Annotated in this window: 25 protein-coding genes, 2 tRNA genes and 1 pseudogene; 13 read left to right on the top strand and 15 right to left on the bottom strand. The window is 70.3% G+C overall.

The window, feature by feature from the left end:
* Positions 1-40 precede the first annotated feature (40 nt).
* From NMN56_RS07330 to NMN56_RS07290, 9 genes are all read right to left on the bottom strand, one after another.
* On the bottom strand, positions 41-409 hold the full coding sequence (locus NMN56_RS07330; protein ID WP_274044507.1) for a hypothetical protein: 369 nt from the start codon (positions 407-409) through the stop codon (positions 41-43).
* The gene (locus NMN56_RS07325) at positions 406-699 is read right to left on the bottom strand and encodes a hypothetical protein (RefSeq protein WP_274044508.1); all 294 of its coding nucleotides are present in this window, start codon (positions 697-699) and stop codon (positions 406-408) included. Before NMN56_RS07325 ends, NMN56_RS07330 begins: the two co-directional genes overlap by 4 nt.
* Positions 696-1490, bottom strand: coding sequence for a helix-turn-helix domain-containing protein (locus NMN56_RS07320; RefSeq protein ID WP_274044509.1), 795 nt, complete (start codon positions 1488-1490; stop codon positions 696-698). Before NMN56_RS07320 ends, NMN56_RS07325 begins: the two co-directional genes overlap by 4 nt.
* Positions 1491-1893: 403 nt before the next feature.
* Positions 1894-2502 (bottom strand): hypothetical protein, encoded by a 609-nt coding sequence (locus tag NMN56_RS07315; protein WP_274044511.1) that lies wholly within the window; start codon positions 2500-2502, stop codon positions 1894-1896.
* An 81-nt stretch (positions 2503-2583) separates the two neighbouring features.
* On the bottom strand, positions 2584-2886 hold the full coding sequence (locus tag NMN56_RS07310; protein WP_274044512.1) for a hypothetical protein: 303 nt from the start codon (positions 2884-2886) through the stop codon (positions 2584-2586).
* A 106-nt stretch (positions 2887-2992) separates the two neighbouring features.
* A complete protein-coding gene (locus NMN56_RS07305) occupies positions 2993-3226 on the bottom strand; it encodes a hypothetical protein (RefSeq protein WP_274044513.1) in 234 nt (77 codons plus the stop codon).
* A 138-nt stretch (positions 3227-3364) separates the two neighbouring features.
* A complete protein-coding gene (locus NMN56_RS07300; RefSeq protein ID WP_274044514.1) occupies positions 3365-4939 on the bottom strand; it encodes a DnaB-like helicase N-terminal domain-containing protein in 1575 nt (524 codons plus the stop codon).
* Entirely contained in the window at positions 4936-5118 is a 183-nt protein-coding gene (locus tag NMN56_RS07295) for a hypothetical protein (protein WP_274044515.1), read from the bottom strand. The genes NMN56_RS07300 and NMN56_RS07295 overlap by 4 nt, the downstream gene beginning before the upstream one ends.
* A gap of 366 nt (positions 5119-5484) precedes the next feature.
* On the bottom strand, positions 5485-5712 hold the full coding sequence (locus tag NMN56_RS07290) for a helix-turn-helix domain-containing protein (RefSeq protein ID WP_274044517.1): 228 nt from the start codon (positions 5710-5712) through the stop codon (positions 5485-5487).
* Between the two features lie 47 nt (positions 5713-5759).
* On the opposite strand from NMN56_RS07290, the gene NMN56_RS07285 reads away from it, so the two are divergent.
* On the top strand, positions 5760-6497 hold the full coding sequence (locus NMN56_RS07285) for a hypothetical protein (protein WP_280842801.1): 738 nt from the start codon (positions 5760-5762) through the stop codon (positions 6495-6497).
* A 21-nt stretch (positions 6498-6518) separates the two neighbouring features.
* Positions 6519-7721 carry a tyrosine-type recombinase/integrase gene (locus NMN56_RS07280; protein ID WP_274044519.1) on the top strand — a complete coding sequence of 401 codons (1203 nt, stop codon included), beginning with the start codon at positions 6519-6521 and terminating at the stop codon, positions 7719-7721.
* 109 nt (positions 7722-7830) lie between these two features.
* Here the strand turns inward: NMN56_RS07280 and NMN56_RS07275 are convergent.
* A tRNA-Arg gene (locus NMN56_RS07275) sits at positions 7831-7903 on the bottom strand.
* Between the two features lie 276 nt (positions 7904-8179).
* Positions 8180-8269 (bottom strand) — tRNA-Ser (locus NMN56_RS07270).
* A gap of 299 nt (positions 8270-8568) precedes the next feature.
* Here NMN56_RS07270 and NMN56_RS07265 point away from each other — a divergent pair.
* Together NMN56_RS07265 and NMN56_RS07260 are read left to right on the top strand one after the other, a co-directional pair.
* Complete coding sequence (locus NMN56_RS07265; protein WP_274044520.1) at positions 8569-9009, top strand: SSI family serine proteinase inhibitor; 441 nt, start codon at positions 8569-8571, stop codon at positions 9007-9009.
* Between the two features lie 611 nt (positions 9010-9620).
* Positions 9621-14162, top strand: coding sequence for a hybrid sensor histidine kinase/response regulator (locus NMN56_RS07260; protein WP_274044521.1), 4542 nt, complete (start codon positions 9621-9623; stop codon positions 14160-14162).
* Between the two features lie 247 nt (positions 14163-14409).
* On the opposite strand, the gene NMN56_RS07255 is transcribed toward NMN56_RS07260, so the two are convergent.
* From NMN56_RS07255 to NMN56_RS07240, 4 genes are all read right to left on the bottom strand, one after another.
* Positions 14410-16080, bottom strand: coding sequence for a long-chain fatty acid--CoA ligase (locus NMN56_RS07255; protein WP_274044522.1), 1671 nt, complete (start codon positions 16078-16080; stop codon positions 14410-14412).
* A 73-nt stretch (positions 16081-16153) separates the two neighbouring features.
* Positions 16154-17884 (bottom strand): recombinase family protein, encoded by a 1731-nt coding sequence (locus NMN56_RS07250; protein ID WP_274044523.1) that lies wholly within the window; start codon positions 17882-17884, stop codon positions 16154-16156.
* A 163-nt stretch (positions 17885-18047) separates the two neighbouring features.
* Positions 18048-18383, bottom strand: coding sequence for a hypothetical protein (locus NMN56_RS07245; RefSeq protein ID WP_274044524.1), 336 nt, complete (start codon positions 18381-18383; stop codon positions 18048-18050).
* A gap of 25 nt (positions 18384-18408) precedes the next feature.
* Positions 18409-18849, bottom strand: coding sequence for a helix-turn-helix domain-containing protein (locus NMN56_RS07240; protein WP_274044525.1), 441 nt, complete (start codon positions 18847-18849; stop codon positions 18409-18411).
* Between the two features lie 456 nt (positions 18850-19305).
* Between NMN56_RS07240 and NMN56_RS07235 the strand changes: the two genes are divergently transcribed.
* The 9 genes and pseudogenes from NMN56_RS07235 to NMN56_RS07195 all read left to right on the top strand — a co-directional run.
* Positions 19306-19494 carry a hypothetical protein gene (locus tag NMN56_RS07235; protein ID WP_274044527.1) on the top strand — a complete coding sequence of 63 codons (189 nt, stop codon included), beginning with the start codon at positions 19306-19308 and terminating at the stop codon, positions 19492-19494.
* Between the two features lie 111 nt (positions 19495-19605).
* Positions 19606-19965, top strand: coding sequence for a hypothetical protein (locus tag NMN56_RS07230; protein WP_274044528.1), 360 nt, complete (start codon positions 19606-19608; stop codon positions 19963-19965).
* Positions 19962-20342, top strand: a complete 381-nt coding sequence (locus tag NMN56_RS07225) for a hypothetical protein (RefSeq protein WP_274044529.1) — start codon at positions 19962-19964, stop codon at positions 20340-20342. The genes NMN56_RS07230 and NMN56_RS07225 overlap by 4 nt, the downstream gene beginning before the upstream one ends.
* Positions 20339-21361, top strand: a complete 1023-nt coding sequence (locus tag NMN56_RS07220; RefSeq protein WP_274044530.1) for an ERF family protein — start codon at positions 20339-20341, stop codon at positions 21359-21361. The genes NMN56_RS07225 and NMN56_RS07220 overlap by 4 nt, the downstream gene beginning before the upstream one ends.
* Complete coding sequence (locus NMN56_RS07215) at positions 21358-22065, top strand: hypothetical protein (protein ID WP_274044531.1); 708 nt, start codon at positions 21358-21360, stop codon at positions 22063-22065. The genes NMN56_RS07220 and NMN56_RS07215 overlap by 4 nt, the downstream gene beginning before the upstream one ends.
* Positions 22062-22421: a hypothetical protein gene (locus NMN56_RS07210; protein WP_274044532.1), complete on the top strand. Its 360-nt coding sequence runs from the start codon at positions 22062-22064 to the stop codon at positions 22419-22421. The genes NMN56_RS07215 and NMN56_RS07210 overlap by 4 nt, the downstream gene beginning before the upstream one ends.
* Complete coding sequence (locus NMN56_RS07205) at positions 22418-23575, top strand: DNA cytosine methyltransferase (protein WP_274044533.1); 1158 nt, start codon at positions 22418-22420, stop codon at positions 23573-23575. Before NMN56_RS07210 ends, NMN56_RS07205 begins: the two co-directional genes overlap by 4 nt.
* Positions 23572-24102, top strand: coding sequence for a hypothetical protein (locus tag NMN56_RS07200; protein WP_274044534.1), 531 nt, complete (start codon positions 23572-23574; stop codon positions 24100-24102). The genes NMN56_RS07205 and NMN56_RS07200 overlap by 4 nt, the downstream gene beginning before the upstream one ends.
* Before the next feature lie 74 nt (positions 24103-24176).
* Positions 24177-24846 (top strand): annotated as a pseudogene (locus NMN56_RS07195) (hypothetical protein); the annotation flags it as partial.

Raw genomic sequence — 24846 nt, 5'->3', positions numbered from 1 at the left:
GAATCGTCATGATCGGACGGTAGGACTCACCGCCCGAAGATCATTCCGGGCGGGCGAGCAACCCCGCAGCCTGCAAGTGCTCCACAATCCGCGCCCCCGTCGCGGGGTCCGCCGTCTTCACCACCGCGCCGACCGTCCGCCCCGAATCCCCGCGCAACCGCGGCTTCAACAGCCGCGCCGCCGCCTCCATATGCCGGTACTGCTCACGCACACCGGCCACCCACTCCCACCCCATATCCAGCACATTGCGAGAGACGGGCATCGGCTCGATCACCGACTCGCCCGTACGCACCTCCACTTCGGCACGGACCCCATCCGCCTCGCGCATCAGGTCCCGCGCGGCCGAGAGGAGACACATGATCTGGTCCTCTGCCTGCGCGATGATCTCCTCGCGCTCCTCCTCGGTCACGGCGCACGCTCCTCCGCCAGCAGACCAGCACACCGCAGATGACCGGTGATCTCCTCGAACACCTCGGGCGGAACGACCTTCAACAGCGAACCCAAGTCGCGCGTCTCGTCCGGCCGCATCCACTCCTTCGCCAGGTCGACCGCCGCCGCCACATGCCGCGCCCGGTGCGCCAGGTCCTCCAGCATCTCCGGCCGCGAGTCGAGCACCGACGGCCCCGCCGAGCGCATCAACGCGACGTGCTTGGCCGCCGACTGAGCGATACGCGCACGCCGCGCGTCGTCGCCGCTCATCGGGTCGCCTCGCAGCCCGCACACCGGCAGCCGCAGCCGTGCATCCGCTGCGCACGCTTCGGCGCCGGCCGCTTCTTCGGCTCGGGCTTCCTCGTCGACGCGGTGATGGACCTCGGCCCCCGGATCGGCTCGGCCGCCCTCGTGCCACTCATGTCGTGACACAGACACGGCCAACCCACCGCCGTACCGCACGCCTTCCGCCGCCGCTTGCCCGAAGCCGTACGCGCACGCTCAGGCGCCGCAGGCCGCTGCTTCGGGCCCGGCCCCTGCGGCGGCTCCGTACGCGCGGCAGGCTGCGCCTCATCCGCCCCCGCAGCCGCCTTCTCCGCACCCGACAGCATCCGCCGCAGGTCCCGCATGTCGACCGCGCACGGCTCACCGAGCAGCACGCGGTACGCGGCGAACCCGAACCGGCCCGGCATCAGCCCCCCGTGCACGGCCGCTGTCATCCGAGCCCAGCACCACCGGCACCCCGAACCCTCCTGCATGCGCGCGGCCTTCACCGCCGCCGCCCCGAACAGCGCCACCGCGTCCGTGTGCGTCGGTGTCCAAGAGCGCTCGACGCCGATCGTGCGCAAGGCAGCGACCGCCTTCACCGCGAAGCGTTCCAGGTCCCCGACCCGCGCCGCGGCCTCGCCCCGCCGCGCAAGCAGCAGCTCCTCGACGGCCCCTTCGTCCACCCGCAGCGGCGTACCCCGGGCCCGCAGCGCCCCGGCCTGGATCAGGTCATACACCGTGCGCTCTGAGACACCCACCCGCCGGGCAGTGTCCGCAACACTGATGAGGTTCATGAACCCGACGCTAGCCAGCAACAACCCAAGATCATTCCGGCGTGGGGGAGTTCACCGAGACGGCCAGATCACCGTAGTCACCGACGGCCCACCCCGACGCCACGGCGACAGATGCCCACCCGCCGGCACCCTCGGCAACTCCCGCTCACGCACACCCGCACGATCCCGCGCCACCGCCCCCGCACTCCGGGCAAACGGCAGACTCCACCGCTCCGGCACCGGCGGCGCCTCCCGGACCGCACGCGCCGCCCGCACCCGCGCCCGGTCCTCGTCCTCATTCGCCTCCATGTGCGCCGTCTTCAACCGCCGGTACTCGCCCTTCAACCGCTGAAACTCCGGCCCGTCCCCCGCCTTTGCCACACGCCTCAACCGCTCCCGCGCCTCGGCGAGCTGCTGCTCGCGCTCACTCGCGTCCATCACGCCCGTCCTCCTCCTCCAGGAACGCAGCCAAGTCCGCTTCCAGGCCCCCGCCGGGCGTCACGGGCGCCGACTCCGCCGGCGGGACAGGCCGCTCCCCCTCACCACCGAGCAACCGCCACTGCGCCAACGCCAACGCGTACCGCCGCAGCACGTCTTGACGGCCCTCATCGAGCCCGGACACGGCCAGCGCTTCAAGGGCCGCACTCAAAGCATCGGCCACCAGATCGCCCTCCAAGTCCATCCGCCGCGAGAGCACCACGTCCAACGGCTGCGGCATGTCCAGCGCCCACAGCTTCCGCCGCGACTCCGACAGCCGCAGCAGCCGATCAATGGCCTTGAGCCGCACTTCCCCCTCAGCCTCGGCGAGCACGTCGTACGCCTGAAGCCCCAACGCCTCCAGCCGCGCCGACTCCAGCGCCCGGAACTCCTCCGCGCCCACGGCAACGCGCTCGGCCAGCACCCAAGAGAGCCTGTCGGCAACGCCCTGGTGAGACAGGCCGACCCGCTCACCGATCGCGCGCAACGACAGGCCCTCAGCGCGAAGCCGCAGGATCTCCTCCGTCTGCGCCGTACGTTCCAGGTTGGTCTTCATCGGGGCCTCCTTCTCCTTGACACAGGGAACTTGACACAGGGAACTTGACACAGCGCGCGCCCTGGCCGTTCCGGACCCCGCTCACGCCCCGTCCGGGCGCACCACCCACGCAAGGCCGCACGTCGTCTCACAGCACTCCACGAGGACGACCAGACGCCCGAGGACCGCACCCGAACCGATCCGCCGCGCCGGCCGCTGCCGACGGCATGCCGGGCAGTGCAGTACGGCGCGCTCGTCCTGCGCGAGGTGGTCGAGCTTCGCCGCGTGCCGGGCGGCCAGGCCGGCCGAGCGTGCCGCGGCCAACTCCGCGCGGGCCTGCTTGTCGGCCTCGGTCTTCCGCTGTGCCGCGGCTATCCGTTCGGCGACTACGTCGTCGACGTTCATCAGTGCTGTCCTCTCGAACGCAGGGCGGGCTTCGGTGGTCTTCCTGAGAAGACCACCGAACCGGGCCTCACACAGGCGGGGCGGGCAGGAACCGGGTCACGCTGGATCAGCGGGCCGGGCGGAAGGTGTCGGGCACCATCGCGCGGAGCGTGTCGGGGAGGGCGGAGAGGGTGCCGGTGAGGACGGGGCACTGGTCGTCGTGGTGGATGCGGATGCTGGGCATCCCGCCGTCGTCGTGCAATTCGGTCTCACTGTTGCAGTGGCCGCAGCGGTAGTTGGTGGCTATGGCGGTGATGGTGTCTGCGGGTCCGGCGACGAGGTTGGAGCGCTCGGGCTTCATGGTGTTCCTCTCTTTTCGCTTCGGCCCCACGGAGCGCACGCACGCGCACGTCTGTAAGTAGACGTGCGTGCGTGCGCGCCTCCGTACGGGGTGAGCGCACGGTGCGCGTGCGTGCCGCATGCGGGGCGTGCGTGCTGGTCAGGGTGCATGTGTCGCCTCACTGGGGGAGGTGGCGAGCCACAGGGAACCGGTGCCGGGCAACGTGGTGTCATCGGCGAGCTTCCGTTCGGCCAGTTGGCGAAGCGCGTCCTGGATCGTGCGCGCCTTCAACGGCCCCTTACCGTCCTTGCTCTCTGCCAGCCGATCCCCGATGCCCTTGACCGAGATCGGGTGGGAGGCGGCTCTCACTACGTTCAGCACGCGGATCGCAGCGGGTCGGAGCCCGACCAACTCGGCGGGCGTCTGGTCGTCCTCGGGTGAGTCGTCGTCAACCAGCTCCACGCTGTAGTGCATGCGGCTGTTGAGGTCTTCGGGGTCCTCGGCGAAGACGCGGCGGACGAGGGTGGTCTCGGTCTCGGGGATCTCGTCGCCCTTGAACATCCACTTCAGACGGACGGTGCTCTCCTGCGTGTCGCTGTCAGTACGGGAGTTGAGCACCGCGACCGAGATCAGGAAGCGGCCCCAGGCGCCGGGGCCTACGCCGCTGGAGCGGTTGTGTCCGTTGCCCTCCCCCGTCTTGTTCCAGTGGTGTGAGAGCAGCAGACTTGCGCCGACGGACTGCACGATGTGCTGGATGCTGCCCAGCAGGGCGCCCATGGCGTACAGGTCCGCGCCGTTGGCCCCACCCGCAGCCAGGTACAGGGGGTCGATGACGACGAGCTTGGGCCGGTAGTGCTCCACCGCTCGGAGGATGAGGTGTCGGTGCTGCGCGTCGCCGAGCTGCGGGGCACGGAAGCAGGCGATGACCGGCAGCGCGTCAGCCTGTTCCTGCGCCAGCCCCTTGGACCGGGCCACGGCTCGGATGCGGCGCAACATCTTGGAGTCGCTGCCTTCTCCGAGGAAGACCAGGGCCGGGCCGGGGTCCTCCGCGGGGAACAGCCCGAGCCAGTCGAGGCCGGCGGCGCAGGAGACGGCGGCGTCGAGGATGCCCCAGGTCTTGCCTGCCTTGTCCTGCGCGGACATGACGCCGTAGTCGCCGGAGACGATGACGGGCTTGAACAGCCACGGCCGTGGCGGGCGACTGTCGACGTCGGCCGCGATGTCGGCGAGCGCGCGGAACTTCAAGCCCGGTTCGAGCTGGGGTTCCTCCGGCTCGATGACGTCGCTGATCATTCCGCGCACCGCGGCGCTGAGTTCGTCGCTGCCCAGCTCGCCGCGCCGGACGAGGTCCATCGCGCCGCGTAGTTGGCGGTCGAGGCGACGGCGTCGGGCGGCAGCGCGCACGATCTCGGCGTGCCTCACGGAGGCGGAGACGGTGGCGAACTCGTTGGCCAGCTCCTGCACGTAGCCGGGGCCACCCGCGCGGGCCAGCTCGCCGCTCGCACGTAGGGCCTCCGCGAGCGTGATCGGGTCGGCGGGCTCCCCCGCAGCGTCAAGCGCGGTGATCGCGTTGAAGATGAGTTCGTGCGCGGGCCGGTAGAAGTCGCCGGACGAGATCACCTCGGCGATCTCGCCGATGGCCTCTCGTGAGTAGATCATCCCCGCGAGTACGGATCTCTCCGCTTGGAGGTTGTGCGGGACCGGCGAGGTGATCTCGTCTTCGTTCTCGCTCACGCGGGTCGGTCCTCGCTCGCAGCGGTGAACCGCCTGCGGATCTCCCAGAGTTGCCAGCCACGCGCGAGGCAGCGGCATATCTCCGCACGCACCTCGGCGAGCGTCAGCCCGTATGGATTCTCGGCCAGGGACGCACGAGCGACAGGCGCGGCCCTTTCCCGGTGTGCCACGATGAGCATGGCGTCCCTTCCCATCGTTCAGTGACGCGGCCCCGGGTCCTTCTTGTCGGTTGTGACCGGGGCTGTGTCGTGTCGGGGTGTGGCGCTGAGGGCCCTGCCTCGTCGGTGCTGGAATCACCGACGCGGCAGGGCCCAGCGCGTATCAGGCACCCTCCAGAAGGGTCACCAGAGACGCGGTAATCACCACACGGCGAGTTCCGTACGCCAGCGTGCGCACGGGCGACTCGCCACGTTTGATCAGCGTGTAGAGGTGCGACCCGCTACACCCGAGCGCGGTCGCTGCCTTGCGCACGCTCACGGTGGCGGGCCAGGCGCGGATCTCTGCGAGGGTCGGGGCAGCAGCCGCTGCTACGCGTTGGGCAGCCATCACGACACCTTCGTCTTGATGCCGAGCACCTTCGCCCAGCGAACGGCCAGCGCCCCGCGGGGCGTGGTCTGGCCGTGCTCCCAGCGATGGAGTGACGAAGGGCTTGCGCCGACGGCTGCGGCAACTTCCTTGAGCGTGAGGCGGAGTTCACGGCGCTTGTCACGTGCTTCGCCGCTGGCAGCCGCCATGCGGATAGCACTGATCCGCCGGAGGTCATCGGGGCTCATGAGAGAAGTACATCACCCCGAGAAGTGTTGTGCAATCCGATCTAGAGATGGCCTGGAACATTTCTGGAAGCGGCCTGGAGCCGTTGCGCTGCACCCCTGCCATCCGCCACCATGACGCCATGTCGCGCCGGATCAGAGTCCAATTCCACGGACCAAGCCCCATCGAGGGCACCGAATCACTCGAACTCCTAGGGGTCTCCTTCGTACCGATCGAGCATCCCCAGCTACGGGTGACGTGGGAGTACGTGATCCAGGACCGCGAGGTGCTGTTCCCCAGCGGCATGCGCGTCGAGCCGTGGCCGGCGCTCCCCGTCGCCGAGCGGCTGCGCGTCGTCGCGTCGCTCGTTCAGACGCTCCCGCTGGGGAAGTTCGAGCGGGCTGCGCGCGTCGCTGCCGAGATGTCGCTCAGCCACGGCCACACGGAGCCCGAGAAGCTACTGGAGGCGTATTGGCCCGGCGGCTCCCCGCCTGACATTCCAGAGACTGCGCGGGCCATGGTCCGCGACCGATGGCCAGACCTTGACCCGGAGACCGGCGCCGCGGCGGCCCGTCGGTGGCGGCGCCTCGTACGTCTCGCCGAAGTCGTCCAAGAGCACCAGGTCGCCCGTGCCCGGGGCGAGAAGGCCCCGGCGAATGTCGTGGCGGACGGGCGGGGGGTTCAGCCGAGCACTGTCCGGTCGTGGCTCCATCAGGCGAAACAAGAGGGGATCACTGCCCGGCTGCTCCCCGTGGGCGACTTCATGAGTGAGGTCATTTCCAACGTTCCTCCCGGGGGCGAGGAGTGACCAAGAGAAAGAAGGTGCTTGATGGATGATCCGATCAAGAAACTCCAGCCCAACCGCAAAGGAGAGGTGCGCTACCGCTTCGTGGTCGATGCGGGACCAGACCCGACCACGGGGAAACGGCGTCAGCTCACGGTCACCCGGGACACGCTGAAGGAAGCCAAGGCCGAGTACGCGCGGATCGTGTCGCAGCGCAACGCCGGAACACTGATCGCCCCCTCAAAGCTCACCGTGGCGCAGCTGGTGGACATGTGGCTCGCGCTGGTCACGCCGGATGTCGAGGCGAAGACGGCGCGCAGCTACGTCGACGCGATGGCGTACGTGAAGACGCACCTTGGGGCGCAGCGCGTTCAGCAGCTCACAGAGGAAGACGTTCAGTCGCTCGTGGAGTGGATGCTCACCAGCGCGCGCCGTATCGGTGGGGAGCCGGGCACAGGGCTGAGCGCTCGCACGGTGTCCCTCACACTGGGGCGGCTGCGCGCGGTCCTCATCCTGGGGATACGCCGCGGCATCCTGGCCCGGAACGTCGCCGAGTACGTCACCGTGCCGAAGGAGGCCCGGAAGGCAGCCCGTGCCAAGAAGCGCGAGCGGAAGCCCTGGAACGAGGACGAGGTGCGGCAGTTCCTCGCCGGCATCCGGGACACCCGGGAGTTCGGGGGATGGATGCTGACGTTCATTGCTGAACGGCCGGCCGAGGTGTGCGGCGCCCGGTGGGCGGAGGACATCGACCTTGCGAACGGCACGACCACCATCGGCAACACCCGGACCCTGACCTACGACCCGTCGCGTCCCCGCGGTGAGCGCTCCGTCGTGGTGGAGAAGGACGCCAAGACGGACGCCGGAGAGCGCGCCTTGCCCCTGCCCCTGCCCACGTGGGTCGGGCTGAAGATGTTCCGCGCCATCCAGGATGCCGAGCGGATAGCCGCCGGCGACGGGTACGAGAACAGCGGCTACGTGATGGTGGATGAGTTGGGGCGTCCGTGGAAGACGGACAAGCTGAGGCGCGAGGCGTACAAGCTGATGGATGCGACCGGGGTGCGACGGGTGCGGCTGTACGACGCGCGGCACGCGGTCCTGTCGTGGATGGCGAACAACGGCGTCCCGGACACGGTGGTGTCGGCGTGGGCCGGTCACACCGATCTGTCGTTCACGAAGCGGATCTACGTTCACCCCGACCCGCAGTCGCTGAAAGTGGGCTCTGACAAGCTCGGCGAACTGCTCGGATGATCTGTAATCACTTAGCGACTGAGCGTAATTTGTGAGATTTCGTGAGAGCGCAAGCGAAAAGCCCCGCCTTCCAGTTGGGAAGAACGGGGCCTGACCTGCATCTTTATTGTGCGCTCGGCAGGATTCGAACCTGCAACCTTCTGATCCGTAGTCAGATGCTCTATCCGTTAAGCTACGAGCGCTTGGCTTTCCGGCTGTTTTCCGGCCGGTCGGCGTTGCGGGAACAACATTACATGACCTGCGACCCGAGGTGAAATCCGTTTGGCCGGACGGGTCTGACCTGCGGAAACAGCGCTCCAGGCCCTCTTGGATCCCCCGTCGGGCGAGGTGGCGCGGAGGACGGCGTCCGGGCCGGAACCCGCTCACCAAGGCGGGGCGGCGAACGGGAGAGGCGGGGCGGGAACGAGAGAAGCCCCGGCCGTGAGGGCCGGGGCTTCGGTGATCCTGTGGATCAGAAGCGGAGGCTCCGGGATTTGAACCCGGGATGGGGGATCACCCCAAACCGCATTAGCAGTGCGGCGCCATAGACCAGACTAGGCGAAGCCTCCACACACACTCGGCCCGCCCGCATGGGGCGGCGACGTGTGTGCTGATGATGGCACAGCCCGGTGGGCTGTCTCCAATCGGCCCCTACCGTACTCGGTGCGGGGAGCCCGGGCAAAGCAGATGACCGGCGACAAGTGGCCTGACCTGTGCGCAACGCCCCGGCGTGACGGGCGTTAAGCGAAGAAGAGGGATGCGGCCTGCGTCACGTCCGGGCCTTCGGGCTCACTCCCGGGGGTGCGTTCGGTCAACGCGCGCCCCTGGCCGTCCCTCTGGACCGCGGAACACCACACCGGGAGCGCATATGTCACGCCGTACTGTCACCGCCGTAGCCGCTGCCGCGGCCCTGTTCGCCCTGGCGGGCCCGGGGCCACGGGCCGGCGCGCAGGAGCCGGGAGCGGACGGGCACTCCGCCCATGGCGACCGCCTCGTGTTCACCGTCACCGACAGCGGCAACGGCGCGCACGACGGCTCGTACACGCTCCGTTGCCGACCGGCGGGCGGGAACCACCCCTCGCCGCAACGCGCTTGTGCGGCGCTGGAGCGGGCGGCGGCAGGTGGCGAGGACCCGTTCAAGCCAGTGGCGCCGGACGCGCAGTGCACGATGATCCACGGGGGTCCTGCCACGGCGCATGTGTCCGGTGCCTGGCGGGGCCAGACGGTCGACGCACGCTTCAAGCGGACCAACGGGTGCGAGATCGACCGCTGGGCGAAGCTGGTTCCGGCGCTGCCGGATGTGTCGTGAGACGGACGGCGTCGGTGGGCGCGCTGCGTCGGTGAGGCGCACCAGGTCGTGAGAAGCACCCGGTCGTGAGGCACACCAGGTCGTGAAGCGCCCGCTGCGTGAAGAGCCCGTTCTGGACGCCTCCGGAGAGCGCGTGGAAGTGCGGCGCCCGCGCGCGGTGGGCCGGTGAGCAACCAGCGAGCCGGCTGCGTCGTTCGGCCGCGAAGGGTGACTAGCAGGTGAGTGCCAATGGTGAGCACTACGGGGCGCGGTGCTGCGGTGTCGTCAGAGGGTGTTCGGCGCTCCGCGCGCCTCATGGAGCACAGGAATCCCGTGGGTCTCCTCGCCCGTCGCGAACCCTCATAGAACACGCCGAACGCGTGAAACGCGCAGATGCGGCGGAGGCGCCCGTGAGGGCCGAGTTCGTGACGGCGGGCGCGCTCGTCGGTGCTGCTCCTCCACTTCCCTCCCGCACATCCGGCGCCGCGCGCGCCACCGCTGCCCGTAGACTCCCCCTAGTGACGCGCCCGGGGTGAACGGCAGACTGGCAGCCGCGACCTGACCGGACCAACAGGGAAGAAACGGGCGGAAGGTCACGAGCACCGTGGGGTCAGCAGGGAGGAATTGTCGCCGTGAGCAGCAGGCCATCCCGAGGCGCTGCTCGCCTCGCCGCCATACTCGACGCACTGCCCGATGCGCTGCTCCTGGTGAACTGCAACGGCACAGTGGTGAACGCCAACACGATCGCGCTGGAAGCCTTCGAGACTCCTGGTACGGCGCTGGTGGGGCGTGGACTGCTCGATCTGCTGCCGGAGTTCGACTCGAAGCGCATTCCCGGGTCGATGCGGCGTCCCGAAGAGGCCGTTCAGACACAGGAACGCCAGAAGCCGACCCGTATGGTCGCGCGGCGTACCGACGGCACCGAGTTTCCGGTCGAGGTGACCAGCGCCAACCTTGAGGACGGGCGCACGCCGTACGCCTCCGCCTTCGACGCCGCTTTCGCTGACCACGGGACGAGCCACGGTTCCAGTTACACCGGCGACGAACTACTGATGCTCGTCGTGCGTGATCTCACCGGAACCCTCGACACCGAGGCGGAGCTCGCCCGCCAGCAGCGGCAGACCGAGATGATCCTCCGCGCGGCTTCCGAGGGTGTCGTCGGGGTCGACGCCGAGGGCCGTGTGGTGCTCGTCAATCCCGCCGCGGCGCAGATCCTCGGCTACCGGGCCAACGACCTCGGCGGCCAGGAACTGCATCCACTGGTGCACCATTCCCGCCCGGACGGTACGCCGCTCCCGTACGAGGAGACCCCGCTCGCCGACACGCTCCGCTCCGGCCGCAAGCATCGCGTACGGGTCGGTCAGACGCTGTGGGCGAAGGACGGGCACCCGGTGCCCGTCGACATGACGACAGCGCCGGTGCGTGACGGCGATCAACTGGTCGGGGCCGTACTGACCTTCACCGACCGGCGCCCGTACGACGCACTGGTAGCGCGTCAAGAGCAGCTGCGTGCCGTACTGGAGGACGCGCTGCGCGGGCCGCTCGACCAGCTGCGTGGTGAGCTGACCGGGCTCGCGGCAGACCCCGCCGGGCAGTTGTGGCCCGAGGCGAACCAGATCCTGCGCCATCTCTCCGCCGGTTACGCCCGGATGACGACGCTGGTCGACAACGTGCTCCACTACCAGCGCCTCGATTCGGGTCAGGACCGGCTGAGCACCGAGTCCGTGCCCCTGGACGCCGTGGTGGCGGCGGGGGTCGACGGCGCGGTCGAGCTGATCGGTCCGGGGCGCGCGCAGTTCGCCGTACACGCGCCCCCGATAGAGGCCGAGGTCGACCCGGAGCGGCTGGCCGTCGCGCTGGCACATCTGATCGCCGATGTCGCCGGGGTGGACGCGACGGGCCGGACCCCGGTGGCGCCACCGCCGGGCGTCGACCCGACGATCGTGGTCGCGGCGGCCCAGCGGGGCGAGGTCGTCCGCATCGAGGTACGCGGACCGCACCATGGCGGCAGCCCGGTGCATGCGCCGCTGGTACGCGGCATCATCGCCCGCCACGGCGGGGTGCTCCAGACCCACGACGTACCAGGCGCGGCGGGCGGCAGCGCGTACGTGCTGGAGGTGCCCGTCGCCTCGGCAGACCCAAGCAGTACGCGTCAGCGGACCGCGGGTCACGCGCGGCGCGGCGGAACGGACAGCGGTACGGGCGGCGGCGCTCCAAGTAGCGGTGGCGATACGGGCGGCGGCGGTACGGGCGGCGGCGGTACGGGTACCGCCGCCGGCGACGGAAACGGGGCCGAGGGCCGGTCGAACGGCGGCGCCGGTACGCCGCGTTCCGAGGCGCAGGCATCTGGTGAGACGACCGTGATGCCCGTCCCTTCGGCCCCCGCTCGGGGTACGGAGGGTCACGCACAGGTCCAGGACGGCGACGGTGCCGGCGGGCAGGGTCGGCAGGGCGACGGCCGGGGTGACGACCAGGCCAGGGGACAGGGGCAGGGACCAGGGCAGGAGCAGGGGCCGGGACAGGGCCAGGCGCTTCAGGGCCGGGGCCTGGAGCTGGGGCCCGGTCAGGGCGCCGCTCCCGGGGGCGGAGCCGGCGAGCAGCGGGGGGATGACGGCGCGCAGGGCCAGGCGCGTGCGCTGGAGCCCGCACTGGGGCAGGTTCCGGATCCGCGCCAGAGCCGCGAACTGGGGCCGGTGCGCGGGCAGGAACAGGGGCCTGGGCCGGGGCAGGGGCCTCGGCCGGAGCAGGGTTCTGGACCCGGGCAGGGTTCCGTGCCGGGTCAGGGCAGGGCGGCGTTGGAGCGGGCCACCAGCCAGGGCCGGGCCGGAACCGCGATGTCCGAGCAGCCCCACATGCCCGCACAAGGGCACCCAGGACGGCCCGAACTGGGCCCTGCCGCTACCCCTCAGGCCCCGGCGCACGCCGCGGAGCAGAATCAGCTCCCGCCCGCGCAGGTCCCGGCCCAGGAGGCCCCGCACAGCGGGGACGTGCCCCGGCCGACGGGACGGCGGCGGGGGCGGCCGAGCCCCGGCGAGGAACAGCACGAGCAGACCGCACGTGCGGACGAGGACGACACACTCGGCGGGCCCATGGCGCTGCCGCCTGCGGGCGGGAGCGCAAACGCTTCTGTGCCGGCGCAGAGTTCAGGGCGGCGTGCCCGACGCGCACTGGCCGATCCGGCGGAGGGGCGCGGGGAAGCGGCTGCCGAGGCTTCCGTTCCCGAGCCGCAGTCCGCTTCACCCTCCACCTCCACGTCGGTCCCCATGCCGCCGCCGGGGCAGCCGGGACAATCAGGGCCGTCGGGGCAGGGCACCGAAGGCGCGGGCGCGGGCACTTCGCAGGACCTGGAGCTGCAGGGCGCGGCGGGCGGTGGCCGGAGGGCGCGGCGCATCGCGGCGGCCAAGGCGCGGGCGCAGGCGGAGGCGGAGGCCCAGCAGGGGCCGCAGCACGCACCGTTCGCGCTGCCGCCGGCTCCCTCGGAGCCGCAGGAGAGCGCGGCGGCGGCCGAGCAGGAGCAGCCCGGCATGGGCTCCCTCAACGGCGTCAGCGCGCCCGCGAGCCAGGGCGGCGGCGCCGACAGTGGCGGGTTCTCCCTCGTGGGAGCCGAGGCGCCGGGGCAGCAACGGCAGGCCGGGGCGGCCGGAGGTGCGGGGCAGCAGGAGGCGGAGGGCGAACGGCGTACGGCCGATCACTCGGTCGTCGCCGCGAGCCCGATCCTCGGCGGCCCCCCGCCACAGCAGCCCGAACAGCGACAGCCGGGGCACCACCAGTCGGGGCACCACCAGCCCCCGCCGCATCAGTCCGAACAGCACCAGTCCGAACAGCACCAGTCCGGCCAGCATCAGTCCGGGCAGTCGTCCGCACAGCAGGGGCCGGGGCAGGGGCTCGCCCTGCCGGAGAGGGGCGCCACGGGCCCGTACGGGGCTGATCAGGGGCCGCTTGTACGGACGTTGGGGCAGGGGCTTCCGGTGCCGTTCTCGGAGCGTACGGAGGAGCAGGCGGCGCACCAGTGGCATGGGCAGCTGCCCTCGCCCGCGTCCCCTGCCTCGGCCATACCGTCCACGCCGTCCACCCCGCCTCCGCCGGCGGGTTCGGGGCGCCGCCGCAAGTTGTCGACGCCTCCCGAGAAGCCGGAGGGCACGGCACCGGGCCCTGAGCAGGCCGGAAACACAGGGCCGGGGCAAGGACAGGGCCAGGGGCAAGGAGAGGGCCAGGCGCCCGCTCAGTCGCAAACGCCGCCGGGGCCGCTGCCTGGCCCGATGCCGGGTCCGATGCCGATGCCGCAGCCCGCGTCGCAGAACGGTACGGGGCCGCAGCGATTCGCCGTCGGTGCTTCCGTCGGCCCCTCGATGACGGAGGGTCCTGAGCCGCTGGACGGGCCCGACAGCCCGATCGAGGTGACGGACGGGCGCGGTCTGGCGATGCCTCCGCATGCCAGGGACGACGAGTTGCCGCCGGAGCCGCTGGACAATCCGCGCCGGCTACTGGTGTGGCCCGAACCGGACGTCTCCACACAGCAGGCGCTGTCCGACCGCGGCTACCGCCCCGTGCTCGTGCATTCGCGCGAGGAGGTGGACGCGCAGATCGCGGCCTACCCCGCCGCGCTGTTCGTCGATCCGCTCACCGGGCCGATCACGAGGACGGCGCTCCAGTCGCTGCGTACGGCGGCCGTGGCGGCGGAGGTACCCGTACTGGTGACGGCCGGTCTGGGGCAGGCGACGCGGGAGGCGGCGTACGGCGCCGACCCCGCCGTGCTGCTCAAGGCGCTGGCGCCACGTGACAGCGAGCAGCACCCTCCGAGGGTGCTGCTGGTCGAGGAACACCACGCCATCGCCAGCGCTTTCGCCACGACGCTGGAGCGGCGCGGTATGCAAGTAGCGCGCGCGCCCACGGATGCCGAGGCGGTCAACCTGGCGGCTCAGATGCGCCCCAACCTCGTGGTGATGGACCTGATGCAGGTACGTCGCCGCCGCGCGGGCATCATCGACTGGCTACGGGTGAACGGTTTGCTGAACCGCACCCCGTTCGTCGTCTACACCTCGGCCGACATGGACCCCAACGAACTGCCGCGGCTGGCCTCGGGCGAGACCGTGCTGTTCCTGGCTGAGCGTTCTACCAGCGTGGAGGTGCAGTCCCGCATCGTGGACCTGCTGACGAAGATCGGCGCCAGCTGACGGCCAGGCCGCAAGGCACAGGGTCGCAAGCAACGCGCGGGGCGCAACGTGCGGGGCGCAGGACGTAATGCGCAGCACGTAGGGGCGTAGGGGCGTAAGACGCAGGGCGATCGCGGTGCGCGCGGCGGGCGCGGAGCAGAGCGATGGCGCAGCCAGTAGTCAGCAGCGGCGCCCAGTGGTGAGCAGCGGAACAGTCAGGGCCCCGACCGGGGGGCGAACCTCGGCCGGGGCCCTGCCTGTTCGTGGTTCAGGACGTGGTGCTCCGGCCCAGTTCGGTCACGTCCAGTCCGCCCTCCGCGTACTGGGCGCGCAGCACCTTCTTGTCGAACTTGCCGACGCTGGTCTTCGGCACGCTCTCGACAACGGCCCAGCGCTCGGGGAGCTGCCAGCGGGCGATGTTCTCGCCGAGGAAGTCTCGCAACTCCTCGTACGGAACGGACTTCTCGCCCTCCTTGAAGACGACGACGGCGAGCGGGCGTTCGTCCCACTTGTCGTCCGGTACGGCGATGACGGCAGCCTCGGCGACCGCGTCGTGCGCCATCAGCGCGTTCTCCAGGGCGACCGAGGAGATCCATTCGCCGCCCGACTTGATGACGTCCTTGGCCCGGTCGGTGAGCGTGAGGTAGCCGTCGGGGGTGATGACACCCACGTCGCCCGTACGGAGCCAGCCGTCGGGGCTGAACCTGTCCTCGGGTCGCACTGGTTCAGCGCCGACGCCGCCGAAGTACGCTCCCGCGATCCACGGTCCGCGCACTTCCAGCTCGCCCGGTGAGGCGCCGTCCCAGGGCGCGAAGCCGCCTCCGGGAGCCGCCAGTCGGGCCTCGACGCCGGCGGGGAACCGTCCCTGGCTGACGCGGTACGGCCACTCCTCCTCGGCGCTCAGCCCGCTCGGAGGGTGCGCGAGGCTGCCCAGAGGCGAGGTCTCGGTCATGCCCCAGGCGTGGCAGACACGTACGCCGTGCAGTTCGTCGAAGGCGGCCATCAGGGAGGGCGGACAGGCCGAGCCGCCGATGGTGACGGTGCGCAGGCTGGAGATGTCGCGCGGATTGGCCTCCAGTTCGGCCAGCAGGCCCTGCCAGATGGTGGGCACGGCCGCGGCGTGCGTGGGCCGTTCGCTCGCGATCATCTCGGCGAGCGGGCCCGGCTGGAGGAAGCGGTCAGGCAACAGCACGCTGACGCCGACCATGAAGACCGCGTGCGGCAGCCCCCAGGCGTTCACATGGAACATGGGCACTACCGGCAGCGTGATGTCCGCGTCCGTGAGCCCCATCGACTCGGCCATGTTGACCTGCATGGAGTGCACGTAGATCGACCTGTGGGAGTAGACGATGCCCTTGGGCTCGCCGGTCGTCCCGGACGTGTAGCACATGGCCGCCGCCGTGCGCTCGTCCAGCTCGGGCCAGTCGTACGTGGTGGAACGCCCCGCCAGTAGTTCCTCGTAGTCGTGCACCTGGGGTGCGCAGCCCTCCAGTACGGAGGTGTCGCCCGGCCCCACGACCACGACATGCTCGACCGGCGCCAGATGGGGCAGCAGCGGCGCGAGCAGGGGCAGCAGCGAGCCGTTGACGAGGACGACGCGGTCGGCGGCGTGGTTGACGATCCACGCGAGCTGCTCGGGAGGCAGGCGCAAGTTGAGGGTGTGCAGGACGGCACCCATGCACGGGATGCCGAAGTACGCCTCCATGTGCTGGGAGTTGTTCCACATGAGGGTGCCCAAAACATCTGACTCCCGTACTCCGAGTTCGTCATGGAGTGCGTGGGCTAGCTGTGCTGCACGGTTGCCGATCTCTGCGAAGGTTCGCCGCTCCGGTTCAGCTTCGCCGGTCCAGGTCGTGACCTGCGCTGTGCTGTGCACCTTGCGGCCGTGTTCCAGAATCCGCGAGATGGTCAGCGGTACATCCTGCATCGTGCTCAGCACCGGGGGCCTCCCCATTGAGTTACGCGGCGGTAGCTACCTGCGGCGATTCTCGGGGCGTACCCGGTCTATGTCACTACCTCGGAGGGACCTGCTGCCAGAAATCCGGACGTGCCCACAGCTCGGCGAGCTCCCGTTCGCCGGGGGCGACTGTCCCGAAGGGGCCGCGGCAGATATGAACTTCGGCCCAGGGGTCCGGCTTCCATACGGGGTGGATCTGCACGTCGACGCCGGCCTGCCCCCGGATCGGTACCCCCTCGTCGTCTCGCAGCCGCACGAGGGCGACCCGGCGTATGAGCTGTTTCAACATCGCGTTGCGTTCCGCTGTGAGCAGCGTCGGCCACTCCTCGACCATGCCAACAACGAGTAGATCGAAGTCGGCGCGGTGCGGGGCCTCCTCGACCTCGACGAGTTGGCTAAGTGCCTCGTCAACGCGCGCCCGCTTCTTCTGGAGTTCGTCCCGCGCGGCCTCGAACACCCCCTCGGGATACTTCTCCGGGGTCATAGCGTTGTCGACGGCGAGGCGACGCAGGCCCGCGTCGTACTGCTCGCCCTCCGCTTGCAGCTTGGCGCGAGCCTTGCGGGCGCGTGCCCGCTCGTCGAGGGCGGGCGTCTGCTGTGGGGTGGCAGGGGCCGCATCGACACCGTGTGCCGCTTCGGTTTCAAGCCACTCGCGAACCTTCCTTTCGACGATGTGCCGCGGAATCCATACACCCTCGCATTTCGTGTTGCCCGACGCGGCACGCTGTGAACAGCGGTAGGCCCAGCCGTTGACGTTGACGGGCTGCCCGTCCTGGGTGCTGATGGCCGTGGTCATAGAGGTGCCGCCGCGGCATTGGGCGCACCGGGGTAGGCCGGTGAGTTCGTACAGGGCGTTGCGTGCGCGTGGTGGGGTGGCCTTGATTTCTTTGCGTCGCTGCTCGTACGCCTGCCACAGGTCCCATTCGATGATCTCTTCATGTGCTCCCTGGACGTACAGGTAGTTGGGGCATCCGCCGTTGGTCTTTCTGCCGTTGCAGGTGCATGACGGTTCGTGGAGGCGGAGCAGCCCGGCCGCAAAGCCGCTGTCCATGTAGCGGGTAAGGGTCGGCGTGGTCCACATGGTCCCGCGTGTGGTGCGGTAGCCGCTGGAGTTGAGCCACCCGCACAGCTTCATGAAGCCCATGCCGTCGACGTACCGGCGGTACGCCTCGGCGCAGACTGGCCCCGTGTCGTCCTCGTCCGGCTCGTACCACTCCTCTTGGAGCTTCTGAGTCCGGGCGTCCCATCGCTGGTGCCAGATGTAGCCGAAGCGGGGGCGGCCGGTGGCGGGAAGCCCGACGCTGCGTCGGTGCTGGTGGGTCTCGGCCCATGCTTCGCCCATGCGGTCGGACTCGAACGCTGCGAATTCGAGGATCATGCCCCTCTGAAATCGCCCGATCGCCGTTGTGGCGTCGATTGGTTCTGTCGCGCTGACGAGTTGGCCGCCGATGGACTCGACGCGCGCGAGGTTGATCGCGTTCCCTGCGCGGTTGCGGCCGAAGCGGGAGTAACGCCATACCGCGATGCCCCGCTCTTTGCCCTTCTCTACGATCTCGATCGCCCGCATGATCTTGCGTTTGAAGTTGCGGCCGGTCGTGTCGAGGTCTTCGATCCATTCCGTGATCTCGGCCCCGTTGCGCCGAGCCCAATCGAGGATCGCCGTTCGCTGTATCTCCGGGCTGATCTTCTCTTCTTTCCACGTCGAGACGCGGATGTACCCGATGTACGGGTCGCGAGTGCTTGGTGTTGTGGCACTGAATGCCGCAGGTACCTGGGTGGTCGTCACAATGCCTGCTGCTCCTCTCTGATGGGTGCGGGTGGCGTGGCGTTCACGCGGCCCGTGGTCCGCTCGGCGTGTTCGCCTCGTACGGCGGGGTGTCGAGCAGGCCACGGGCCGCGTGATGAGGGCGCGGCACGGCCGCCGGTGAGGGTGGCCGTGCCGGGTGCAGCTACGGGGCGGCGCGGTTCGGGGCGAGGTTGTTGGCAACGCGCGCGGGGCTGAGGCCGTCGGCCGGCGGGGTGTCCTGGTCGCGGGGGTCCAGGAGTCCCGCGGCGACGTGGCGCAGGGCGAGTTGGTAGCCGTCGCGGTGCGATGCAGCGAGTTGGTCGTCGGAGATGCGGTGCGCGCGGTCGATAGAGGTGATGATGCTGCCGGGCACTCCAGCGAACGCGATGATGCTCCCGGCGGTGGTCAGGTCGCCGTCGTGTGTCAGTAGCCCGGCAAGGCCGGTAGTTATGCCGACCATCAGGAGTACGTACGCGCACGTTCTTAGGTGTCGTCGCATCGGGGTATTCCTCCGTACAAGGGGGTTACTCGTCGGCGCGTTCGGCGCCGTCGCCGGGGGGTGGCGTGCGTCGCAGGGTGTGGGTCATGGAGACGAACAGGCGGCGCGACTGGTCGTCCTCGATGCCGAGTTCGTCGGCGGCCTGCTCGGGCGTAATGCGGCGGGTGCCCGGCGTGGGATCTCGTACGGCGCTGAGTTCCGCCTCGTCGAGGATTCCGGCCTGCACCAACACCTCTCCTAGCGGGAGATGCAGAGCGTTCGCGAGGGTGGCGAGTACGCGGGTATCGGTGGCTCCGTGACCGGCAAGAATGCGGCTGACCGTGGCCCGGCCGACCCCTGATTCTTCGGCGAACTTTGTCTGTCCGCCGCCCCTAGGTCGTAGGTCATAACCGCGTTGTTCGAGTTGAGCCCGGAGCCAGGCTGCGAAGCGGGCAGGGGTGTCGTCCTCGCGCTTTGTTCGTTCCATGGGTGGAACATATCGCGCGTGGACGGTCGATGCAGCGGCGTCCACGATGATGGCGGGATCATGACTATATGCTCCCTTTGTCTTCACGTGATGCGAACTGGTGAGCGATAATCATTACTATTTGTACACATATGTGTGCATGGTGTCAACGTTCGTGAAGATCGAATCTCTCTTGCGGCACATGAGTCACAGGCGTAACGTTCCACCCGTGGACGGTAGTTGTCCACTCTCGAACGGATCGAAACGGAGTCACCCCGTGTACGACCGCACATCGCTGATCGCCGCTGCTCAGGACATGGGCGACCGCACACCTTCGGACCTTGCAAGACGGTTGAAGGTTGCACGTAATACAGCATGGCGCTTGTGGAACGGGCATACCGCCCCAAGTGCCGCCCTCGCCGCGCTGGTTGAGCGCCACTACGGGGTTTCAGCCAGGCAGCTTGTGAAGGCCGCGCCATGACCCAAGTCGTCCCCCGCGAGGCAGCGTTCGCCGCTGCTCGGCGCGTCCTGGACGCCGCACGGGCCCGCCGCGACGCCGACCGCGCTGCCGGGCGCCTCGACCCCGCCGCAGAAACGATTCTTCGCCGTCTGGAGCGCCAGCAGCGCGCCCAGCAGGCCCCGGCACTGGACCGCGCCGCCGCTTGACCGTCTGGCCCGGATGCGACCCGGACCAGCCGCACCACCCACAACAGAAAACGGCCGCCCCGGATGCGACCCGGGGCGGCCCACACGACCACCCCAGCGAAAGGCATGGCCGTGACCAACCAGAATACCCGCGCGCCCCGCGCCACCCTGGCCGTCACCGGGGCCCGCAGCGCCCGCCGGCACCTCATCCGCCGCGACGTGATCGCGCGACAGCTCACGCAGATCGCCCCGGGCACCGCCCGCGTGCGCACCGTCCCCGTACGGGCCGATGACCGCCTCTCGACGTGGGTCGGCCTCGACGACGGCCTCGGCCACGCGATCACAGCCGACCGCGCCGCGCACCGCGCCGCCCATGGCCTGCTGCGCCGGATGTTCCCTGGCGCCGACTGGTCCCGCCCGCACGGGTACGACGCCACCACGGGCGTGCTCAGCATCGACGAGCCGACGATGCCCGAGGAGCTGCACGGATGATCCGCCCTCAGCTCACCGCCGACGGCTACGCCGTGCGCCTCGCAGATGACCGGCCCGACGTGCTGCTCGACGAGGTCGCCGCCGCCTACGCCCGCGACCCCCAGACCGTCGCCGCGCTGCTCACCGCGCACGCCGGCGCCGTCGAGGCGTACGACGACGCCGAGTGCGACCCGTCCGCCACCGACTACGGCCGCGCCATGCGCGCCGCCGAGACCGACGCCACCCGCGACGCCCTGTACGGCGAGCTGCCGCCGTCCGCCGTCCTCGACCAGGTCCTTACCCCGCCCGAGGCCGTTGCCCTCGCCGACGCCCTCACCGCCCGCGCCGCGCACGCCGTCCTCGGCACCAGCGCCCCCAGGAACAGGAAGACCGCATGACGACCGCACCGGCCGCCTACGCCGTGCAGACCCCCGCCGGACCGGCACACGTCCAGTACCTCCCCGCCCCGGGCGGGGGCCCAGCGGACGCGCCCCGCGTGTTCGCCGTGATCAACGCCGTCATGCGCGGAACGACCCCCGTCGCGAAGGAAAAGCGCAACGAACAGCAACGGTTCATGTTCCGCGGGATCGACGACCTCATGTCGGCCGTTGCCGGACCGATGCGCGAACACGGGTTGTTCATCCTGCCCGAAGTCGCCGAGCAGACCGCCGAAAGGCGGGGCGAGGGCGGGAAGATGACCACAGTTCGCCTCACGATGCGGTACTACCTGTACGGCCCGGCGGGCGACGCCCTGCTCGCCACCGTCCCGGGCGAGGCGTCCGACCACGCCGACAAGGCCACCAACAAGGCCATGAGCGCCGCCATGAAGTACCTGCTGTTGCAGGTCCTCATGATCCCCGTGGACGCCCGCAGCATCGACGACGGCGACCGCGACACCCCGGCCTTGCCGGACGAGCAGGCCCCGCCACAGCAACAGAACCAGCCGCGCCGCAGTCAGCGCGCCGAGCCGGGACCGTGGGAGCAGCCACGACCGTCGCGTGACTTCGTCGCGGAAGCCCAGGCCGCCGCCGATGTGGCGACCGTGCGCAAGCTGCACGCGGCGGCGAAGAACGAGGGTGCCCCGGCCGACTACCTCGCCACACTGGTCGAGATCGGCAGTGGCAAGCCGGGCGCCAAGCCGCGCCCGCAGATCAGCGACGACGACCTCGCCGCCGCAGCAGCCTCCGGGCACCCAGACGTGGAGCGTGCCGCGCACGCCGAGGCGGATCGGCAGGAGCACGCCGCCGCGCTCGGCGAGATGTACGACGCCGCCAAGACCGCAGGACTGTCCGGCCCGGCCGAAGCCGACGAGGCGTTCGTCGCCCGGTTCCAGTGCCAGCCCGTCGGCGCCCCTGTCGCTCAGCTCCGCGAGATGCGCGACGACCTGCTCGACGCTGCTGAGGGGGGCGCCGCGTGACCGCCACCGAGCAGACACTCGCCGAGAAGATCGAACAGCACCACATCGACACCATCACAGAACGGCTCGGCGTCAACCGCCTCGCTGTCGAAGCAGGCGAGGAACCCCCGCACAAGTCGGCGCCCACCGAAGCCCAAGGCGACTCGTTGCGCGACCTCGCCCAGCAGGCAGCCATCTTGAAGCTGCTCGCCGAGCGCGTCACGGCCGCACAGAAGGACGTGCGCAAGCGGACACAAGCCGCCCTCGACGCCGCAGCCGAGCGGGACGGGGTCGAGCGAATCACCGCTGAACTCCCCAGTGGTGAGGCCGTCGCCACGATCGGGCTCCGCAAAGGCGAGACCGGGCCCGTCGTCGTCGATGAGGCGGCGTTCGCCCAATGGGTGCGCGCGACGTTCCCCGACGAGAAATGGACCGAGGTGCAGGTCGCACGTGCGGTCAAACCGTGGAAGGCGGCCGAGCTACTGGCGACCATGGCCACGCTCGAACTCTCCCCCGGCAAGACAGGAGCGCGCCCCGCCCAGTGGGCCGACCCGGAGACCGGCGAAGTGCACGAGGTACCGGGCGTCATGGTCAAGCCCACCCGGAGCCGCACGCATGGAATCACGTGGCGCAAGGGCGGGAAGGACGCGACCGCCGCCGCATGGCACACGGGCGCCCTCGCACACCAGCTCGCCGCCATCACCAGCGGGGAGGGCGACCAGTGACCCGCACACCGCCCGATCAACTCGCCGCACTCGCCGCCTGTCTCGTCGGCGTCCACCCCGCCGCGCCCGAGCTGGTACTCGCCACCGCCGACCAACTCGCCCGCCGCGGCAGCGAGATGTCCCTCACCCGCCACGATGTCGCGGCGCTCCTGCGGCGTCTCCTCGCCGTCGAGACCGACCTCGCCACCACCCGCGCCGTAGTCGCCCGCGTCGTCCAAGACGTGAACGAGGGTGACGACTGGTCCATGTCCGACCTGATGTACGAGCTGGAACACGCGGGGGTCACCATCGCTCCCGAGCTGGAACACATCGAGGCCGTGCGGACCGCCGCCTACCGCGCGCAGGCCCTCGGATGAGCGCCGCCCTCAGCGGCCTCGACCGCACCCGCCGCCTGCTCGACGCCCCACCCCCGCCGACCGTGCCCGGACAGCTCGCCGTCGATGACCGCCCGCGTATCGGTTCCCTGTGCTCCGGTTACGGCGGCCTCGACATGGCCGTCTGCGACGTGCTCGGCGCCTCGGTGGCGTGGCACTGCCAGTACGACCCCGACGACAAGCACCAGTACGCGGCGCGCATCCTCGCGCACCACTGGCCCGACGTGCCCAACCACGGCGACGTGACAGCCGTCGACTGGTCGACGGTCGAGCCGGTCGACGTCCTCACCGCCGGTTTCCCCTGCCAGGACGTGAGCCTCGCCGGCCTGCGCGCGGGCCTCGCCGAGGGCACCCGGTCCGGCCTGTGGGCCCACGTCGCCCGCGCCCTATCCGTACTCCGCCCCCGATTGGCCGTGATCGAAAATGTCCCAGGTCTCCTCTCAGCCCCTGCCGCTCGCGGTTTGGGACCCGACGGCACGCCTTTGGATGAAGGTGACACCCCCGGGACTCTTCGAGCTCTCGGCGCCGTACTCGGCGACTTGGCCGACCTCGGGTTCGATGCGGAATGGGGTCTCATACCGGCTTCCGCCGTACTCGCCCCCCACCAGCGAAAGCGCGTTTTTCTCCTCGCCTGGCCTGCTGCCGACGCCAACGGTAAGCGAGGCAACCGGGCCGGGGGCCCCGGACGGGAACCGCAACGACACCTTGCGGGCCCGAGTCGCGAACCTGCTACCGACACCGCGGGCGTTGGACGGAGCGAAGGGCGCCGTGTCCCGGACGGCGGCGAACGAACGGCGCGTACGGGAGGGGAAGGCGAACCTTCCCGAAGTGGTACTCAACGCGTTCCCGGTGAAGCCGTCGAGTGGGGACAGTACGGCCCGGCCGTCACCCGCTGGGAGACCGTCACCGGACGAACAGCGCCCCGGCCAACTGACGATCGGGGCCGCCTGACCCCGGCGTTCGTCGAATGGATGATGGGACTCCCCACCGGCCACGTCACGGCCGTGCCGGGTCTGTCCCGCCCCGCCCAGCTCAAAGCGCTGGGGAACGGTGTCGTCCCACCGCAGGCCGCGTACGCCGTGCGGTACCTGCTCCACCGGGCAGGCATCGCCACACGGTTCGGACCGGTCGAGTGACCGCCCCGGCCGCAACCCTCGCCCCCGACGGCCTCGCGCGGGCATTCGGCGCCCGAACAGCGGCCGTCGAGGGCGGGCACCGCGAATGGACCGGCGGAAGCCGCACGGCCTCGGGCGCGGGACGCTTCCGGCACCAGGGCCGTGACTTCACCGCCTACCAGGCCGCGTTCATCCTGCGCACCGGCCGCGAGCCGATCGGCAGCGTCCGCCCGACGTGCGACTACCCGCGCTGCTGTGAGCCCGCCCATGCCGACGACCAGGCCACCCGGCAGCGCGACCGCGCCGCCCTCGCCGCCGTCGTCGGCATGGCTCACCGGCCGCCGTCGTGCGACCACGACCAGGCCGTACACGGTCGCCACCGCGCGGACGGCAAGCGGTACTGCAATGCCTGCAACAACCCAGCCGCCGACGGGTGCGGGCACGGCAACCCCACGTGCGGACGCCCCGACGCTCGCCCCTACCCATGCGGCCCGCGGTGCGAGGAGCACCAGCCGTCGCGCACCCGCCCGTACCGCACCGCCCCGTGACCGGCCCCGGGGCGAGGGAGAGCCGCCGCGCCCCTCGCCCCGGGCAGCCCCACCCCCTGACAGGAGCAACCGCCTTGCCTTGGTTCAAGGTTGACGACACCGCGCACGCACACCCCAAGCTGTTGAAGGCCGGTAACGCCGCGCTCGGGTTGTGGATGCGCGCTGGCGCCTACGCCGCCCAGCACCTCACCGAAGGAGCCGTACCGGGCATCGTGGCCCAGCTCTACGGCACCGCCCCGCAGTGCCGAAAGCTGGTCGCAGCCGGCCTGTGGCACGAGCACGGCCACCCGTGCGCACGTTGCCCGCAGCCCACCCCGGGTGACTTCCAGATTCACGACTTCCTGATCTACAACCCGACCCGTGACAAGGTGGAATCGAAGCGTGCCGCCGCCGCCGACCGGCAGCAGCAGGCCCGCGAGAAGGCCGCCGGAAAGCGGCGCGGCCAGGAGCGCAATCCTTCGGATTCGTCGGCGAATCGTCCGCGAATCGACGACGATCCGTCGGCGGAAAATCTCGAATCCTCGCCGAATCGAATCGAGTTCCCGGACCTTTTCGCAGGTCATGAGGGATCGTCACAGCGTGACGGTACGGACCCGTCACGGTCCCCCCGACCCGACTGTTGCCCGACGCTCAAAATGCCGATGAGGGCGGCGTTCAGGGTGCCGATGTGGTGTGACGGCGACGCCCCGCCGGTGGGTGTTCCGGCGGGGCGGTCGTGGGCAAGGTGTCGTTTTCGTCGGCGAG

Origin of the sequence: Streptomyces iconiensis, assembly GCF_028657195.3 — a bacterium.
Taxonomy (GTDB): domain Bacteria; phylum Actinomycetota; class Actinomycetes; order Streptomycetales; family Streptomycetaceae; genus Streptomyces; species Streptomyces iconiensis.
The sequence above is the reverse complement of the archived record's forward strand: the minus strand, read 5'-3'. Positions and strand labels throughout refer to the sequence as shown.